General features: G+C 39.9%; 14 protein-coding genes. 7 read left to right on the plus strand and 7 right to left on the minus strand.

Translation table 11 applies throughout. From position 1 onward, the window contains the following. Positions 1 to 293 precede the first annotated feature (293 nt). Together ACNART_RS11710 and pyk are read left to right on the plus strand one after the other, a co-directional pair. Complete coding sequence (locus tag ACNART_RS11710; protein ID WP_109372976.1) at positions 294 to 1,631, plus strand: MFS transporter; 1,338 nt, start codon at positions 294 to 296, stop codon at positions 1,629 to 1,631. Between the two features lie 65 nt (positions 1,632 to 1,696). Beyond that, positions 1,697 to 3,148, plus strand: coding sequence for a pyruvate kinase (gene pyk, locus ACNART_RS11715; RefSeq protein ID WP_198620715.1), 1,452 nt, complete (start codon positions 1,697 to 1,699; stop codon positions 3,146 to 3,148). A 106-nt stretch (positions 3,149 to 3,254) separates the two neighbouring features. Here pyk and ACNART_RS11720 read toward each other — a convergent pair whose 3' ends face one another. Next, entirely contained in the window at positions 3,255 to 3,659 is a 405-nt protein-coding gene (locus ACNART_RS11720) for a Rap1a/Tai family immunity protein (protein WP_198620714.1), read from the minus strand. A 285-nt stretch (positions 3,660 to 3,944) separates the two neighbouring features. Here ACNART_RS11720 and ACNART_RS11725 point away from each other — a divergent pair, with 285 nt between their 5' ends. From ACNART_RS11725 to ACNART_RS11740, 4 genes are all read left to right on the plus strand, one after another. Further along, a complete protein-coding gene (locus tag ACNART_RS11725; RefSeq protein ID WP_311747760.1) occupies positions 3,945 to 5,132 on the plus strand; it encodes an ROK family transcriptional regulator in 1,188 nt (395 codons plus the stop codon). Positions 5,133 to 5,171: 39 nt separating this feature from the next. After that, positions 5,172 to 6,470, plus strand: coding sequence for a hypothetical protein (locus tag ACNART_RS11730; RefSeq protein ID WP_198632379.1), 1,299 nt, complete (start codon positions 5,172 to 5,174; stop codon positions 6,468 to 6,470). Positions 6,471 to 6,497: 27 nt separating this feature from the next. Beyond that, on the plus strand, positions 6,498 to 7,658 hold the full coding sequence (locus ACNART_RS11735; RefSeq protein WP_099660231.1) for an MFS transporter: 1,161 nt from the start codon (positions 6,498 to 6,500) through the stop codon (positions 7,656 to 7,658). Positions 7,659 to 7,816: 158 nt separating this feature from the next. Continuing rightward, positions 7,817 to 8,083, plus strand: coding sequence for a DksA/TraR family C4-type zinc finger protein (locus ACNART_RS11740; protein ID WP_198620711.1), 267 nt, complete (start codon positions 7,817 to 7,819; stop codon positions 8,081 to 8,083). Between the two features lie 96 nt (positions 8,084 to 8,179). On the opposite strand, the gene ACNART_RS11745 is transcribed toward ACNART_RS11740, so the two are convergent. Beyond that, positions 8,180 to 9,916 carry a pyridoxal phosphate-dependent decarboxylase family protein gene (locus ACNART_RS11745; RefSeq protein WP_198620710.1) on the minus strand — a complete coding sequence of 579 codons (1,737 nt, stop codon included), beginning with the start codon at positions 9,914 to 9,916 and terminating at the stop codon, positions 8,180 to 8,182. A gap of 693 nt (positions 9,917 to 10,609) precedes the next feature. Here ACNART_RS11745 and ACNART_RS11750 point away from each other — a divergent pair. Then, a complete protein-coding gene (locus ACNART_RS11750) occupies positions 10,610 to 11,059 on the plus strand; it encodes a hypothetical protein (RefSeq protein WP_196532848.1) in 450 nt (149 codons plus the stop codon). Between the two features lie 83 nt (positions 11,060 to 11,142). Here ACNART_RS11750 and deoD read toward each other — a convergent pair whose 3' ends face one another. From deoD to ACNART_RS11775, 5 genes are all read right to left on the minus strand, one after another. Beyond that, positions 11,143 to 11,859 (minus strand): purine-nucleoside phosphorylase, encoded by a 717-nt coding sequence (gene deoD / locus ACNART_RS11755; RefSeq protein ID WP_100158856.1) that lies wholly within the window; start codon positions 11,857 to 11,859, stop codon positions 11,143 to 11,145. Between the two features lie 77 nt (positions 11,860 to 11,936). Then, on the minus strand, positions 11,937 to 13,163 hold the full coding sequence (deoB, locus tag ACNART_RS11760; RefSeq protein WP_099074519.1) for a phosphopentomutase: 1,227 nt from the start codon (positions 13,161 to 13,163) through the stop codon (positions 11,937 to 11,939). A 66-nt stretch (positions 13,164 to 13,229) separates the two neighbouring features. Next, positions 13,230 to 14,552, minus strand: a complete 1,323-nt coding sequence (gene deoA, locus ACNART_RS11765) for a thymidine phosphorylase (RefSeq protein ID WP_198626229.1) — start codon at positions 14,550 to 14,552, stop codon at positions 13,230 to 13,232. Positions 14,553 to 14,622: 70 nt separating this feature from the next. Beyond that, positions 14,623 to 15,402: a deoxyribose-phosphate aldolase gene (gene deoC / locus ACNART_RS11770; RefSeq protein ID WP_109372968.1), complete on the minus strand. Its 780-nt coding sequence runs from the start codon at positions 15,400 to 15,402 to the stop codon at positions 14,623 to 14,625. Between the two features lie 519 nt (positions 15,403 to 15,921). After that, a complete protein-coding gene (locus ACNART_RS11775) occupies positions 15,922 to 17,223 on the minus strand; it encodes a NupC/NupG family nucleoside CNT transporter (RefSeq protein ID WP_109372967.1) in 1,302 nt (433 codons plus the stop codon). Positions 17,224 to 17,330 lie beyond the last annotated feature (107 nt).

Here is a 17,330-nt window from a genome sequence, read left to right on the forward strand (position 1 = left end):
TTTGAATAAACATAAAAATGTGTCGAACTTCAAACTTCTGATATTTAGCAATATTTATTATTTTGGGCTAATGAGTCCTTAATGACTCATTTCTAACAATGATACGACGATATCTTCACTCATTTTTAAACCAACGCCTAATAGCGATGTTACAAATTTGACTCACCGATTCAGCAGAATGTGTCATCGATGACTCAAATTCCCTCTTTTGCACCAAGATGACCTAAATGAATAGCATCAGCTCTGAAAACCAAAATCAGCTTCAGACATGAATAATATTCGGAGTCATCTCTATGCTAAGTTTCTTTAAAACCAGAAAGGATCTGCCGCTAATAGAAGCGTCAAGTGAAAAGATCCGCGCAATATATAAAAAGCACCAATGGCAGGTCTTCTTTGGTCTTGTTCTTGGTTATGCCATGTTCTATGTGGTTCGTATGGCACTCGGTGTGGTGAAAAAACCTATGCTGGATGCAGGTATCGTAACCACCGCTGAACTCGGTTTAATGGGTTCTGCGTTCTTCTTTACCTACGCTTTTGGTAAGTTCTCTAACGGCTTCTTGTCAGATTATGCCAATATTGGACGCTTTATGTCCATCTCGTTGATTGCCTCATCCTTTGTTTGTATCTTCATGGGAATGTCAACGGCGAGCCTGTTCTTTATCCTATTATGGGGTATTAACGGCTGGTTCCAATCTGTCGGTTCGGCACCTTCTTGTGTCTCTATCTTCCAATGGTTCTCGCCAAAACAGCGCGGTACAGTTTATTCCATCTGGGGTGGCTCGCGTAATATCGGTGAAGCAATTACGTGGATCTTAACGGCAACCATAGTGAGCTTCTTCGGCTGGCGTGCAGGTTTTATCGGTGCAGGTATCGCAGGTATTGCTGCGGGCATCATCTTGCTGATGATTTTGAAAGATCGTCCTCGTACTTATGGCTTACCTGATCCAGCAACCGCATATGGCGAAGAATCAGAAGCCGTTAAATCAAGTGATCCTAAAGAAACACGTCGCGCTCAGTTATTCGTATTAAAACAACCAACAGTGTGGATCATCGCAGCAGCATGTGCGGCTATGTATATCTCTCGTTATGCAATCAGTTCATGGGCCGTTCTTTACCTACAAGGTTCAAAAGGCTACTCACTGATTGATGCGGGTTTCGCCATGTCGACTTACCCAATCGCGGGTTTCTTCGGCGCAATCTTAGCGGGTATGGCTTCAGACAAACTGTTTAACGCTAACCGTCATATTCCAACTCTAATTTATGGTATCGCCAACATCGCTGGTTTTGCACTGATGTTCTGGGGTCCACAAAGCCGTGTTATGGATGCTGTTGCATTAAGTATGGTTGGTTTTGCAATGGGAGGTCTGGTTGTGTTCTTAGCAGGTTTAACCGCTTGTGACCTGATGCCGAAAAACGCAGTAGGTGCAGTAAAAGGCTTTATCGGACTGTTCGCTTACATTGCAGCATCGGCTCAAGAACTGATTTCAGCATCACTGATTAAAGTCACACAAGTTGGCGATATCACTCACTACGACTTCACCACAGTACAGTATTTCTGGATTGGTTCTGCCATCGTTTCCATGATTTTAGCGACGCTAGTCTGGAATGCGAAAAAAGTTACCATGGATTAATGAATTAATTAAGTTGTCATCAAGGGATACCTTTGGGTATCCCTCTTTAAAAAGAGAATGTCATTATGCGTAAGACAAAAATTGTTGCGACTCTTGGCCCAGCTAGCTGTTCAGAACAGATGATTGAAAAGCTGATTATGGCGGGTGCTAACGTATTTCGTTTAAACTTTTCACACGGCACTCGCGAACAGCATCAGGCCACAGCCGCAACTATCCGTCAGGTCGCAGAAAAACATCGTGTATTTATCGGGATCTTAGCTGACCTGCAAGGCCCGAAAATTCGTATCGCTAACTTTAAAAATGATTCAGTTCAATTAAAACAAGGCGATAGCTTTATTCTAAATGCAGATTTAGACAGCACATTAGGCGACGAACAACAAGTTGGTTTGGACTACCCACAACTTGTTCAAGAAGTCACACCAGGGAATATTCTGTTACTTGATGATGGCAATATTCAATTACAAGTCAGCGCCGTCAATAATAATAAAATAGAGACTGTCGTTACTGTTGGAGGCAAATTATCTAACCGTAAAGGCATTAACTTACTTGGTGGTGGTTTATCTGCTCCTGCATTAACAGACAAAGATAAACAGGACATACACACAGCAGCGGCTATTCAAGCAGATTACATCGCCGTTTCATTCCCACGTAATGGTGCTGATATTGAATATGCACGAGGCTTAGTGATTGCAGCAGGGAGTCACGCCAAAATCGTTGCTAAAGTTGAACGAGCAGAAGTGGTTTCTTGTGAAGAAAACATGGATGACATCATTAAAGCATCTGATGTCATTATGGTGGCACGCGGTGATTTAGCAGTAGAAATTGGTGATGCCAGCTTACCAGGCGCACAAAAGCAACTCATTGCACGTTGTCGCGCATTAGGTTGCCCTGTTATTACCGCAACTCAAATGATGGAATCGATGATTGAAAGCCCAATGCCAACGCGTGCTGAAGTGATGGATATTGCGAATGCCGTAGGTGATGGAACGGATGCTGTGATGCTTTCAGCGGAAACAGCAGCAGGGAAATACCCTGTAGAAGCCGTTAGTGCAATGGCGCGAGTCGCTGAGGGAGCTGAGCGTTCTTTTGCAGCAAACGCAGAAAACCCATGGCAATCACCGTCTTACTATTCACAAACAGGTCGTTGGATTGCATTAGCCGCGGCAACCACAGCATTCCATGACGACAAGCATTTAAGTGTTGCCGCATTAACAGAAAATGGCAAATCAGTGACCTTATTGTCACGCTTTATGCCGAACAACAACGTATATGCATTAACAGATAATCCCGCACTTGCAGGTCAATTAACTGTATTACGTGGTGTAACACCTGTGGCTTATCAACGTCAAAATAACAATGACTGCGATGAAAGCATCATGCAAAAACTGCAAACAGAGGGATTATTAACAGACATGAATTCACTCTTGATCACCCGTTTATCAACTTTTGAGAAAACCGGTGAAAGCGATTGTTGTCATCTTGTTCCTGTAAAACAAGTTGAAGCAGCGACGGCTTGAGTATCTTCCATTAAGGGGCTTATGAGAGAGGCAACCTGAAGTAAATAACAAGAAAAAGAGCACACCAAAATCATTTTAGCCACAGGGAGTGTGGCTATTTTTCTTTCTACTTATCGCAAGGATAAGCATCTTGTAATGCAAGAATATAAACCAATTCTATGGGTGCATTTTTTTGTTTCTGCTTAACAATGGGATTTTTATCTAAATAAGCATCAATATGCTTAACCATAAAATCTCCATTTTGTTCTATTTTAGGCGGTGGGCAATAAAGAGGACGAAAATCATCGTTATTTTGATTCTCAATTTTCACAGCAACAGCATAAAAATTCAATCCATTCGCAATACCGTTTAAATAAGCTTGTGTCACGGACTCTAATTGTTTATTAGCAGGATTATCTTGAGTAAGCAATTGTTTAACTTGAAGATAAGCACTCAGCGTTATCGCTTGTGAATACACTGGGAATAACAATAACATTCCTATTATCCCCTTTAATAACATTCCTTTTTTCATTCTAATGTTCTCTTTATTTCAATAGATATGGATTTAATTCTAGCCGTTTTATTGCGTTAAGAATATGTGCAGTGAATATATACACTGAAGATTTTTTAGAGGATCACATTGTGCAAATCAAACTCATCAAATTGTGATCATAAACTCATTTAGGATGGTTTCTAAACTAATTAGTTGGTTTATACTTTACAAAGTAAATAAAACGGTGCATAACTGTCAAACACAGACGATTTTATATAAAAAAAACATCTTTTAGTTTTGTTTCTAAACAAATGGAGTAGTAACGTGACACCGAACGTACCCAATACATTACGGCAAATGAATGCCTCGCTTGTATTAAATGTCATTCGTCATCAAGGTCCTTTGTCACGGGCTCAGATAGCCAAAATTAGCGGAATTACAAAAGCGACGGTGTCTGAAATTATTAACGATCTCCTTGAAGAAAAAAGCGTTTATGAAAGCGGAGTCAGTTCGCCAGCCGGACAAGGCAGAAAAGGTATTTTAGTTAACTTCGATCCTCAACACAGTTTAGGTGTCAGCATTGACTTAGGTGGAACCAAGATAGCTTATGCGGTTTTTAACTTAGATGCCGAATTGTTGTATGAATATCAAGAACCTACCTTTGATACTGACGACCGTGATGACTTTATTACGCAATTTGCACAAAGTATTGAAAATGTGATCGAAAAAAGCGGCGTAGACCGTCAAAAGATCAATGTTATCGGTGTCGCCACACCAGGGATCATCGATATCAAAAATGGTGTTGTGCTAGAAGGCTCCCCTAACTTACCTCAATGGGATAACTTACCTTTAGCACAACAGCTTACAGAAAAACTCAATGTACCCGTTGTACTCGAAAATGATATTCGTGCAGCACTTGTGGGTGAAATGTGGAAAGGCCGCTGCCGTCATACACACAGTTGTGCACTGATTGGTATTGGCACAGGATTAGGCTCCGCCTTGCTGATGGATGGAAAAGTTATCCGCGGCGCAAACAATGCGGCTGGTGAAATCGGCTATATGATGTTTGCTCGTGATCATCTTTTTCGTAATTGGCGCAATAAAGGGTGCTTTGAGAGTTTCTGCTCCGGCTCAGGTTTAAGTGAGCGAATGGCGAGCTTGCGAGGGGAAAATCTTAGTGCGATTGAGATTATTCAAGCCTCACAACAAGGTGATCCGCTTGCTCAATCCTTAGTTGAGGAAATGGCAGATTATCTTGCTATCGGCATTATGAATTTAGTCGCCATTGCAAATCTGGAAAAAGTGGTATTAACAGGCGGGATCACCCGTTCTGCTGACACCTTTTTACCGCGTGTTCAGGCAAATCTAGATAGACATTTATTTGCTAACACCAAAGTGAATATCGAGCTTTCTGAATTATGGGAAAAAGGCCCGCTTTATGGCATTGCTATTCTCGCCTTAGCTACGGTTTATCCATCAATTCAATTTATGCCCGAGATCCAATTGAGATAACCCTAATAAAAAAGTCTTTAAACGAGATGGGAGCGACTCATGGCAGGAATACATCTTCACCCACATGATATTTTAGACGAAGGCATGCCCGCTATTCTTCAACGCCTTGACGGTATGAAGCATGTTGAGCATTTATTTGTCGAAATTAATACGATTTTTGAACGTAACCCTTACCCTGTTGGCGATCTGCCTCATAACCCTATTCATAATGTGGTTATGGGAACAGGTACATTACACATCAATACTCATACCGATTTTCCTCGTCTAAGCCAACGTGTTGATCCCACAATTTTATCGGGTGCAGATCCGCTAATGACGATAAAAAAAGCCACTGATGGTGGAAAATATAAAGTCATTCCATGGGCTAATATTCTTAATGGCGACTTCATCGGGGATGTAGAACATAATCAAGTAGTGGACTTTAAAGGCCGTCCACAAGCGCATTGGCTCTGCCCTAACGCTCCCGATGTTGCACAACTTTGGCAAAAGACATTCACAGCATTAAAACAAAACTACGGTTATGACACCTTTTTAATTGATCGAATTCGATTCCCTGATTGGGCAGGCAAAGAAGTGAATCCAGCAGGGTTATTTACCTGTTTTTGCCCTCACTGTGAAAAGAAAATGGTGCAACAAGGTTTACCCGTTAATAAAATCAAACATCGCCTTGCTGCTTTAGCTGATTCATTAAAACAAGGGGATTTCGAAACGCCTGTTACCGCATTAAAAGAAGAACCTCTGTTAAAAGCATGGCAACTATTTCGCCAACAAAGTGTGACTCAATTGGTTGAAAGATTACTGTCTGATGCAAAACAAACAGCAGGTGGAATTACGTTATGGCTCGATTTGTGGCCACCCGCTTACAGTTGGATCTTAGGTCAGAACTATCATGAATTAACGCGTTATTCTTCAACACTCAAACATTTCCCTTATCATAAATTAGGGGGTGGTGCAGATGTTCAAGGGTTAATTAATCATTTTGCTCATGACAGTGAAAGCCAAGAGCGTGCATTTACTGCGTTTAAACGTTTATTTGAACTACCTTATGATATTTCATATGAAACCTTTAAACAGCAAGGCTTCCCTATTCACTTTGTTGCAGAACAAAATAATAAAGTTCGCCAGCTTTCACAGCCAAAGACCTTTATTTATAGCGGTATTCAAATGTGGAATTTACCAGCCTCTCAATTAATTGAAGCGGTTATTGCTGCAGAAGAAAGTGCATGTGATTCTCTGCTTTATTATTGCTACGGATGGGCGACGCAAGAATTATTTGATGCGATTGGTGAACACAATACACCTAATAATAACTCTTATAACAACACAGTTAAAAAATAATACACCGTGGAAAATCAGGATCAAATTATGGCTAAACAACAAAAATGGAAAGTTTTTTTCCTTCTGTTTGTCACGATGTTTTTACTCGGTGGCATTCAAAATACAAAAGGGCTTATTCTCGAACAGGTTCAACATGATATTTCATTAAATATGAGCCAAGTAGGCTCATTAATTACCTTTTTCCAAATCGGCTTTTTAGTCGCCAGTTTATTAACGGGCTATTTTACCGATAAGAAAGGGTTAAAAGTCATGATGTTTATTGGCTCATTAATGATGGCTGTCGGTTTAACAGGAACCAGCCTTGCTTTCAATGTGATGCTATTTTTTGGCTTTTATCTGGTGATTGGTTTAGGGATTGGCTCGATGCTTGTCTCTATCGTGACGGTTATTCCGACTTTCTATAAAGAGAAAGCAGGGATGATGTTTAACGTCTCTAACGCCATGTTTGGTGTAGGGATGATTGTCACCCCACTTATTTTACAATATCTCTTCTCACACTCTATTTCATGGCGTACCTTTTATGTGGGTGTTGCCGTTATTGTTGCTGTGATTATTTTAGTATTAAGCACCTTAAAAATAGAAAGTAGCGCACAAGTCGATATGAAATTCAGTGACTTTTTAGAGTTACTGACACAAAAGTCACTGTTACTGGTTATTTTATTTATCACTTTATATGTTGCCGCCGAAGCCGCGTTCTTAAACTTCTTCCCTATTTTCTATACCTCTATGGATATTGGGAATATGAGCAATGCGCAAAAAGCAGAAACAGCGGCTTATGTTATTTCTAGTTTTGCTTTCTTATTTACCATCGGTCGCTTTATTGGTGGCTTTATTAACCTTGCATTAGGTGATCGCAAAACGCTTATTCTGTTCTCACTGTTTTCTCTGATAGCCATTATTGTGAGCCGTATTTTTGTGCAAGACGTGGTTTATCTATTTATGGTGTTTGGTTTTGCATTATCTGTTCTATTTCCAACAGCCGCAGCGGTTGCTACAAAATTAACCAGCAAAAGTGGCTCTGTGATGGGATTGATTTATGTTGCTTCAGGATTGGGCGGAGCCTTAGCTGGTTCATTAATCGGTCAGGTTTCAGAAAGCTATAATGTTTCTGTTGGCTTTAACCTAATTATCGTATTCGTCGCCCTCTTCTTTATTATTTCTCTGTTTATTAGAGAACAAAAACAATAACAACGACGTATTATGCCTCTAAAATTTACCCCTCTGCATGAGGGGTTTTTTATTTCTCTTGCAATATCCTAAGACGCATTTCCCCTTTCTCTCTGTTGATTTTTTCACCAAAGCCCCAATAATAATGTTTATATTCACTGTTAAAGTAGGAGAATATGATGGCAAGTGGATGGGCTAATGATAGTGCTGTTCAAGAGCAAATCGATGCCACCATTGATGATGCAATTGCAAGAGCTCGCAATCAAATGACACACGGCGAAAGCGCTGCGTTTTGTGATGAGTGCGGTGAGCCAATCTCTGTGGCTCGGCAAAAAGCCGTTCCTGGCGTACGTTATTGTTTAAATTGCCAAGAGGTAATTGATAAAAAGAATAATGCCTTTAGTGGATATAATCGCCGTGGTAGTAAAGATAGCCAACTCAGATAATCTGCAACTATTATCATATAAAACAAAAACTGTACCTTAATATGAGTTTCCTCTACTAAAGTACAGTTTGTTTTATTTAATCAGACAAGGATTTAATTAGATTTTTGCAGCCTTTTTCCAGCTCATATTTTGACTCATTTCAGTTAAAATCTTCATGAAATTATCAATATGTGCGCGTTCAGTATTTGGGTTCATAAATACCGCTTTTTCACCTGGAAGATAAATATAACGGTTATTTTTTGCATATTTAGAACAAGCAATAGAATCAACCCAGTTAGTAAATAAGCCTTCTCTACCGCGCTGTAAGAAAAGTTTTCTATGCCACTGAGTATTGTGAACCATAAAATCATACGCTTCTTTGTCTGTAGCGCACGTTAACTCTAGATCAAAAGCAACATTAGGATCTTTCACTAAGTTTGGATCATACAATTTAAAGCCAACACTTGGCCCTTGGTTTTGTGGCACGATCACTTTTGCATTGCCCATCTCTAATAACTGATGGCGCATATAGTTCGCGTTTTGCAAACAGTGGGCAATAATAGTTTGGTAACCTTCAATGCCCATATAGTGCATCGCAGAATAAGCACCAAAAATACCCACACCACTACGTGTACATTCAATAGTTGATTGTAAGTGGGTTTGACCTTCTAATTCGTGCTCAAAATAGGTGAAGTTTTCAGGATCGTTTTCCAGTGCAACGAAGTCATTACCATTTTTCACTAGTACTAAGCTTGAGGTGTAAGGTACATATCCCCATTTGTGGAAGTCGATAGTGATAGAGTCGGCATATTTCAGATGTTTGAATTTCTCAACGTTCTGGCGTAAACCTTCTAAAGTGACATCATTAATTGCTAGAGGGTTACCGCTAAAGTCATATTCTAAGAAGAAAATAATCGGCCAACCAACGGCAGCATCAACGTGGACATGTGGCTTAACAGGGATCTCAAATTCTTCACATAAGCGGTCACGTAATTCACAAACACCTTTCACATCATCGACACCAAAGGTATCTGTTGTGCCTGTGGTTAACATGATAGTTGGCACTTTACACTTAACAGTAAAGCAGGCTCTTAATTCACGCTCTAAGTGTTCTAGATTAATCGTATTATCTTCAGATACTTTAATACGGATCGTTTTGTTATCGACATCAACACCTAATAGTGCAAGGTTGGTCATGTTTGAATAGTGACCACCTTGAGAGTTAATAATGCGATAGTCTTGATCTGCTGCCATACCTAAATGTTTAGAATTTGGCATAGATTTGCGTAAGCCAAAAAGATAACCATATAAGTTACACATGGTGCCACCTTGAGTGAATACACCAGAGGCAACTTCAGGATCGTATCCCACTAATTTTGCGACTTTTTTGATCGTCACTTTTTCTAACGCATCAGCAACACCTGAATATTCGCAATACACCATATTAGGATTGCCCATTAATCCTAAGATTGATCCATAAACACCTGGATCACTTGGCATCGCAATAACGTTTTCAACAGCGAGTGGGTTTTCCCAGTTTTTACACAGTGTCGAAACTAACATCAGTAATTCATTAGGATCGTTTTCTGGGTAATTAATGTTTTGTTGGATTTGTGTATCTGCCATTAAACGTTCAAGTAATTGTGGCCCATTAGAATAACGCTGTAATTGGTCATTATCATTAGTCGTTGTTTTTCTAAACTGTGTAATCGATTGGATGGTTTTATCCTGAAATATCGGCCAATACTTCGGATCTCGGCTGAAAAAGTGAGCAATAACGTCGTGGTATTTCTTCTCAAATTCCGCATTTAGAATGTTAGCAGAAGATAGACCTAATAAATCTTGATTTTTCACTATATTCTCCAAATAGAAACCGACAAAATTTTAAATTGATTGCATAGCAATACTATACATTTTCTAATTAAATTAGTTAGTGCTTCATGCGATCGCATAGGTTCTGCTGGCAACCACATAAAACAAAATATTTTATTTAATATCAATACAATAGAAATTTTCGGAAAGTTAAATTTACAGATGTGATTATTTCATTTATATGCTTATGTGACTGACATCACAATGAAAATAAAGATAAAAACAAAAATAATCACCTGCAATACTATTAACTATTTGAAATATAATCAAAATATAACAATAGAATGCTAACCAACTGATATTACTGAACTCTTAATTTAATTAATTGAATTAATCTGTTATTTCTACAATTGGCACAGTGAAAATTACATTTAATTTAATTAAAAAGAACAAAATCAAAAGAAATCACTATGATATTTTTCATAATTAGCAAATTAATTCTAATTTTAACTATTATTAGGTATAAAATATTGGATAAGGCTGGTTTGGCAGATAACATTCAATGAAAAAATAAACAAAGAAATTATCACAGTTGATTATTCTGGAAATAAAACAAATATTGGTTAAAATGAAAATTAGTAACTTGGCTAAATAATCAGAATATTTACTCTACATATTTTGTTTTCTTTGCCGATACTTAAAGTAATAGAGTAGGTAATTAACGGAGAACACAATATGAAAGCACATATGGCTGTTGTTGCTGTATTCGTATTATTATCCGCAAGTGTCCATGCTGAAGAATTTACCTGCCAACTTGAAAATGGTAAGTATGTCAGTGTATCCGCTGAACAGGGAAAACCCCCTGTGTATCGTTATGGCACACTTGCTAAAACAGAGATAACACTACCAGTACCTCAACAACCCAATAATAATGTCTTTTACGGGCATCAGATGTTTGTTGCAGGGGCATCGACTTATGTTCGATTTAAGAATGGGAACTACAGCTACGTTGTTTACGACGGTGAAGGTAGAGGATGGCAATTTAATGGTGTTATTGTTTATAAAGACAATAATATTATCAGTAAAAAAGAGTGCAAAGGGCCATTAACACCAAGTCTGGATAATTTAAAAAATTACTCAATTAAAATGGATCCTTATTTAGAAACCTATATTTATGCGCCTTAATTTGCCATATTATTGATTAGACATAAAAAAACCCAATTCAAAGAATTGGGTTTTTACTATTATTAAGCAACGAGATGTATTGATTAGTCTTCTAATAACAGAACAGATTCTAATGCAATTTCAATCATTTCGTTAAAAGTCGTTTGACGCTCTTCTGCTGTAGTTTGTGTCCCTTTTTTGATGTGATCAGAGACAGTACAGATAGTTAGTGCTCTTGCACCATATTCAGCGGCAACACCATAGATACCAGCAGCTTCCATTTCAACACCAAGGATGCCGTATTTTTCCATAACATCAAACATTTCTGGATCTGGAGAGTAGAACAGATCAGCAGAGAAGATATTACCAACACGAACTTTAATATCTTTTGCTTTAGCTGCAGATACTGCATTTTGAACTAATTCAAAATCTGCAATAGCGGCAAAGTCTTGGTCTTTGAAACGTAGACGGTTAACTTTAGAGTCTGTACATGCACCCATACCGATAACAACGTCACGTAGTTCAACGTCTGGTAATACCGCACCACATGAGCCCACACGGATGATCACTTTTACGCCGAAATCAGTAATTAATTCTTTTGCGTAAATTGAGCAAGAAGGAATACCCATACCGTGACCCATAACAGAAATCTTACGGCCTTTATACGTACCTGTAAAACCTAACATACCACGAACGTTATTTACTTGACGGACATCTTGTAAAAAAGTTTCAGCGATGTATTTAGCACGAAGCGGGTCGCCCGGCATTAAAACGACATCAGCAAAATCGCCCATTTCTGCGTTAATATGAGGGGTAGCCATAACTCTTCCTTTTAATTGATCTTTTTACTATTTAAATATTATTCGGTAGGTATATTGCTATACCTACCGAAATAAAATTAGAACATCGCTTTACCGTAATCGACTGGTGATAAACCGAAGTATTTCACAACAGTTTGACCGATATCCGCGAAGGTTTCACGATGACCTAATGAACCTGGTTTAACTTTAGGACCATAAACCAGAACAGGAATGTGCTCACGAGTATGATCAGAACCTGGCCAAGTTGGGTCGCAACCGTGGTCTGCGGTTAAAATAAGAATGTCATCTTCTTTTACCAGTTCCATCAGTTCTGGTAAGCGACGATCGAATAACTCAAGTGCTTCACCATAACCTACAGCATCACGACGGTGACCGTAAGAGGAGTCAAAATCAACAAAGTTGGTAAAGACGATAGTGTTATCACCCGCAAGTTTCATTTCTTCAAGTGTCGCATCAAACAGAGCATCAATACCCGTTGCTTTCACTTTCTTAGTGATACCTACGTTTGCGTAGATGTCAGCAATTTTACCGATAGAAACAACGTGGCCTTGTTTTTCATCAACCAGTTTTTTCAACATAGTTGGTGCTGGTGGCTCAACCGCTAAATCATGACGGTTACCTGTACGAGCGAAGTTACCTGGTTTGTCACCGATAAATGGACGCGCAATAACACGACCAATATTGTAATCGCCTTTGTTTAGTTCATCACGAGCAATTTCACACAGCTCATATAATTCATCTAAACCGTAAGTTTCTTCATGACATGCAATTTGGAATACAGAGTCAGCAGAGGTATAGAAAATCGGCTTACCAGTTTTCATATGCTCTTCACCCAGTTCATCCAGAATCACTGTACCAGATGCGTGGCAGTTACCTAAGTATCCAGGTAATTTGGCACGTTTAACGATGTTTTCTAACAGCTCTTGTGGGAATGAATTTTTCAGTTCTTTGAAGTATCCCCAATCAAATAGAACAGGAACACCTGCGATTTCCCAGTGGCCTGACGGAGTATCTTTACCAGAAGAGATTTCACTCGCGTAGCCATAAGCACCGATAATATCTGCGTTTTTGTCTAAACCGATAGGGAATTTACCTGTTGATTCTTCCGCAGCTTTACCTAAACCTAAACGGCAAAGATTAGGTAAATGAAGAGGACCTTTACGGCCGTCTCTATCTGCTTTACCGTCAGCAAACGCTTGTGCGATATGCCCTAAAGTGTCTGAACCTTGGTCACCGAATTTCTCCGCATCACCGGCAGCACCGATACCGAAGGAATCTAATACCATGATATGTACACGTTTCATAATTCTCTCTCCTGTGTCATTCTCCGTAGGCTACGGATATGTCACTTATAAATCGTAATTGAGTTCTTATTCGCTGATTTGGCGGTACACCATTGGTGAAGCTTCGCGTTTGCTGTCACCAATTACCATCGCTTTACGGACTTCAGCCGCAGCTTCTTGCCATGACTTTTCACTGTTAGCATGGATCATTGCTAAAGGTGTATCTGTATTGATCTCAGCACCAAGTGCTGCGATGTCGCTTAAGCCAACACTGTAATCAATAGCATCAGTCGCTTTACGGCGACCGCCACCTAATGTCACAACAGACATACCTAATGCACGTGTATCCATTTCTGTGATGAATCCTGTTTTCTCAGCGAATACAGGTTTACTTAATACCGCAGTTGGCAGGTATTTATTGTAGTTTTCAACAAAATCAGTTGGGCCTTTCTGTGCTGTAACCATACGACCAAAGACTTCTGCTGCTTTACCGTTATCCAACACATCTTGCAGTTTTTGGCGAGCTTGTTGACGATCATCCGCTAAACGACCTGATACTAACATTTCAACACACAGCGCCATAGTGACTTCAAATAGACGTGGATTACGATATTCGCCTGTTAAGAATTGAACCGCTTCACGAACTTCAACCGCATTACCTGCGCTAGAAGCTAATACTTCGTTCATATCAGTTAACAGTGCAGTGGTTTGACAGCCAGCGCCATTTGCTACTTGGACAATTGACTCAGCCAGCTCTTCCGATTTTTGATAAGTCGGCATAAAAGCACCCGAGCCAACTTTAACGTCCATCACTAATGCATCTAAGCCTTCAGCTAATTTTTTACCTAAAATAGATGCAGTGATAAGCGGGATTGAATCAACTGTAGCAGTAATATCACGGGTAGCATAAAAGCGTTTGTCAGCAGGTGCTAATGAATTAGTTTGTCCAATGATGGCAACGCCGACATTGCGAATAATGTCGCGGAATTTCTCATCATCAGGGAAAATATCAAAGCCCGGTATTGCTTCAAGCTTATCTAATGTTCCGCCTGTGTGACCTAATCCACGACCAGAAATCATAGGAACATAACCACCACAAGCAGCAACCATTGGCCCTAACATCAGTGAAGTAACATCACCCACACCACCGGTTGAATGTTTATCAACAATTGGGCCATTTAAGTTTAAGCTTTTCCAGTTCAGTACTGAACCGGAATCACGCATAGCTAATGTCAAAGCAACACGCTCTGGCATTGTCATGTCGTGGAAATAAATAGTCATTGCTAAGGCAGCAATTTGACCTTCAGAAACAGTATTATCTCTGACGCCATTAATGAAAAAACGAATTTCTTCCTCAGTTAAAGGATGACCATCACGCTTTTTACGAATAATCTCTTGGGCAAGAAACACTGCAACCTCCTGGTTTTATAGCATTGGTAACGCCCACAATAACGAAAAGTGGGCGTATTTCACGAATGGATTAGTAACCACTAGACGATTTTTGTTCGCCATGACCTAAAGTGGCTAATAAATTACCTAACAGGCTTGACGCACCAAAGCGGAAGTGACGGGCATCAACCCAGTTGTCACCCATAATGCGGTTAGCTAATGCAAGGTATTGAGCAGCTTCTTCAGCGGTACGTACACCACCCGCTGGTTTGAAACCAACTTCTTTGCCAACACCCATATCGTGGATCACTTGGATCATTAACTCAGCGCTTTCCAGTGTTGCATTTACAGGTACTTTACCTGTGGAAGTTTTAATAAAGTCAGCACCTGCTTTGATTGAAATTTCAGATGCTTTACGGATAAGCGCTGGATCTTTCAGCTCACCCGTTTCAATAATTACTTTCAGTAAAGCACCCGCGTCTGCGCAAGCTTCTTTACATGCTTTAACGATATCAAAACCGATTTGCTCGTTACCTGCCATAAATGCACGGTAAGGGAAAACTACGTCAACCTCATCTGCGCCATAAGCTAATGCCGCGTTGGTTTCTGCTAATGCGATATCTAAATCATCATTACCATGAGGGAAGTTAGTTACGGTTGCGATACGGACTTCTGGAGTACCCTGTTCGCGTAACACTTTACGTGCTAACGGAATAAAACGTGGATAGATACAAATAGCGGCTGTATTCCCTTCAGGGCTTTTAGCCTGATGACACAATGCAGTCACTTTTGCATCAGTGTCGTCATCATTTAATGTAGTTAAATCCATCAAAGACAGCGCAAGGCGCGCTGCAGCGGTTAAATCTGTCATAAAACTCTCCAACGATGTTTCTCAAGCCCTTTTGGGCGTACGCTTAAGGTTAGCGATTAAATTTGTTGGCGAGCGGACTTGGTTCCTTGAAGATGTTGTTGTAACTTGCGCTACAACGACAGCTGAGCTCCCTCTCACCGCGCTATGCTCACTTCGGCGACCCGTCATTGAGCCTTCGCCATTCCATGAAGTTTCAGCACATCTTATTTGAACACGCTAAGGAACAATTAGATGTGCTTTACGTCACACTAATCAAATGCAACTTGCAAACAATGACATATAAGTGTGACCAACATCACAATTAGGTCATTTTCTGGTTTAATGTTACTCGAATAACGCCTCTAAGTCGTCTTTATAACGCAAAAAAAGCGAGATCAATATGAAATGATATCGCTATTGACCCTATTCAATACAAATTGCGAAATATCTCTCACAATAAAAGTAGTTAACATTACAGCAGAAAACAAACATAAAAGAGCAGACAGGCAAAACCCATCTGCTCTTTATAATCAAAATCAATTAAGCAGCAACAACAGCCATTGCGGTTAATGCAAAGAAGAAACCTGCAATCGTCGCACTCATTAAGTTAGAGAGTGTACCAGCAAGTACGGCTTTCATCCCTAAACGAGCCACGTCTTTACGGCGATTTGGAGCCATTCCGCCTAAACCACCTAGCAGTACAGCAACGGAAGAGAGGTTAGCAAAACCGCACAGTGCAAAGGAGATAATTATCTTTGTTTGCTCTGATAAGATGATTAAGCCTGATGCAGCAACTTGAGCTTCATCTTGTAGATATTTGCTAAATTCAGAGTAAGCATAGAATTCATTAATAACTAGTTTTTGACCAATAAATGAGCCAGCAACGGTCGCTTCACTCCAAGGTACACCGATTAAGAAAGCAATAGGTGCAAAAACCCAACCTAATACTAATTCTAATGAGAAATTCTCATAACCAAACCAGCCACCAATGCCACCTAAGATACCATTGACTAATGCAATTAACGCAACGAAAGCAAGTAACATAGCACCGACGTTAAGTGCCAGTTGTAGACCTGAAGATGCGCCAGCTGCGGCCGCATCAATAATATTTGCTGGTTTTTCTTCATCGGTCATTTTATCCAGCGCATCTTTTTGATCGTCTGGCGTTTCTGTTTCAGGGATCAACAGCTTAGCAAAGAGTAAACCACCTGGTGCTGCCATAAATGATGCCGTAATCAAATACTCTAATGGCACACCCATGCTTGCATATCCAGCAAGAACAGAACCCGCAACAGAAGCAAGACCACCACACATAACAGCGAATAACTCAGAGGTTGTCATTCTTGCAATATAAGGACGAACAACAAGCGGAGCTTCGGTCTGACCCACAAAGATATTGGCTGTTGCAGACATCGATTCTGTACGTGATGTACCAAGGACTTTTTGTAAACCACCACCAAGAATCTTAATCACAATTTGCATAATGCCGAGGTAATACAGCACAGCAATTAAAGAGGAGAAAAACACGATAACAGGCAGTACGCGTAGGGCGAATACGAAACCGCCACCACCAAACAACTCGAACATTTTATCTGATACTAGGCCTGCAAATAGGAAGCTCATCCCATTATTGCCGTAATCAATAACATTCTTAACACCATCAGAAACCGCAAGAAGCACTTCGCGACCACCGTCGGAATAAAGAACAAATGCACCTAAGCCAATCTGAATAAGGAATGCGCCACCAACTGTACGTAGTCTAATTGCACGTCGATTGCTGGAAAATAGAATGGCTATCAATATTAATGTTGCCATTCCGACCAAGCTCATAATGAGTTGCATTGAAGGATCCCTGTTCACATAAAAATTTAATGGATTATCAATAATGCTCTAGCCTGAGATTATTGACTCTTTTTGCCAGATAATTATACCTAGTCCAGAAAAAGAAC

The sequence above is a fragment of the Proteus sp. LHD240705 genome, from assembly GCF_047921555.1.
Taxonomy (GTDB): Bacteria; Pseudomonadota; Gammaproteobacteria; order Enterobacterales; family Enterobacteriaceae; genus Proteus.

Excerpts from the sequence above, each read along its gene's own strand:
- deoD (WP_100158856.1), bottom strand. The coding sequence starts at position 11,859 with ATGGCTACCCCTCATATTAACGCAGAAATGGGCGATTTTGCTGATGTC.
- pyk (WP_198620715.1), top strand. The coding sequence starts at position 1,697 with ATGCGTAAGACAAAAATTGTTGCGACTCTTGGCCCAGCTAGCTGTTCA.
- deoC (WP_109372968.1), bottom strand. The coding sequence starts at position 15,402 with ATGACAGATTTAACCGCTGCAGCGCGCCTTGCGCTGTCTTTGATGGAT.
- ACNART_RS11720 (WP_198620714.1), bottom strand. The coding sequence starts at position 3,659 with ATGAAAAAAGGAATGTTATTAAAGGGGATAATAGGAATGTTATTGTTA.
- ACNART_RS11740 (WP_198620711.1), top strand. The coding sequence starts at position 7,817 with ATGGCAAGTGGATGGGCTAATGATAGTGCTGTTCAAGAGCAAATCGAT.
- deoB (WP_099074519.1), bottom strand. The coding sequence starts at position 13,163 with ATGAAACGTGTACATATCATGGTATTAGATTCCTTCGGTATCGGTGCT.
- ACNART_RS11710 (WP_109372976.1), top strand. The coding sequence starts at position 294 with ATGCTAAGTTTCTTTAAAACCAGAAAGGATCTGCCGCTAATAGAAGCG.
- ACNART_RS11735 (WP_099660231.1), top strand. The coding sequence starts at position 6,498 with ATGGCTAAACAACAAAAATGGAAAGTTTTTTTCCTTCTGTTTGTCACG.
- ACNART_RS11775 (WP_109372967.1), bottom strand. The coding sequence starts at position 17,223 with ATGCAACTCATTATGAGCTTGGTCGGAATGGCAACATTAATATTGATA.
- ACNART_RS11730 (WP_198632379.1), top strand. The coding sequence starts at position 5,172 with ATGGCAGGAATACATCTTCACCCACATGATATTTTAGACGAAGGCATG.
- ACNART_RS11750 (WP_196532848.1), top strand. The coding sequence starts at position 10,610 with ATGAAAGCACATATGGCTGTTGTTGCTGTATTCGTATTATTATCCGCA.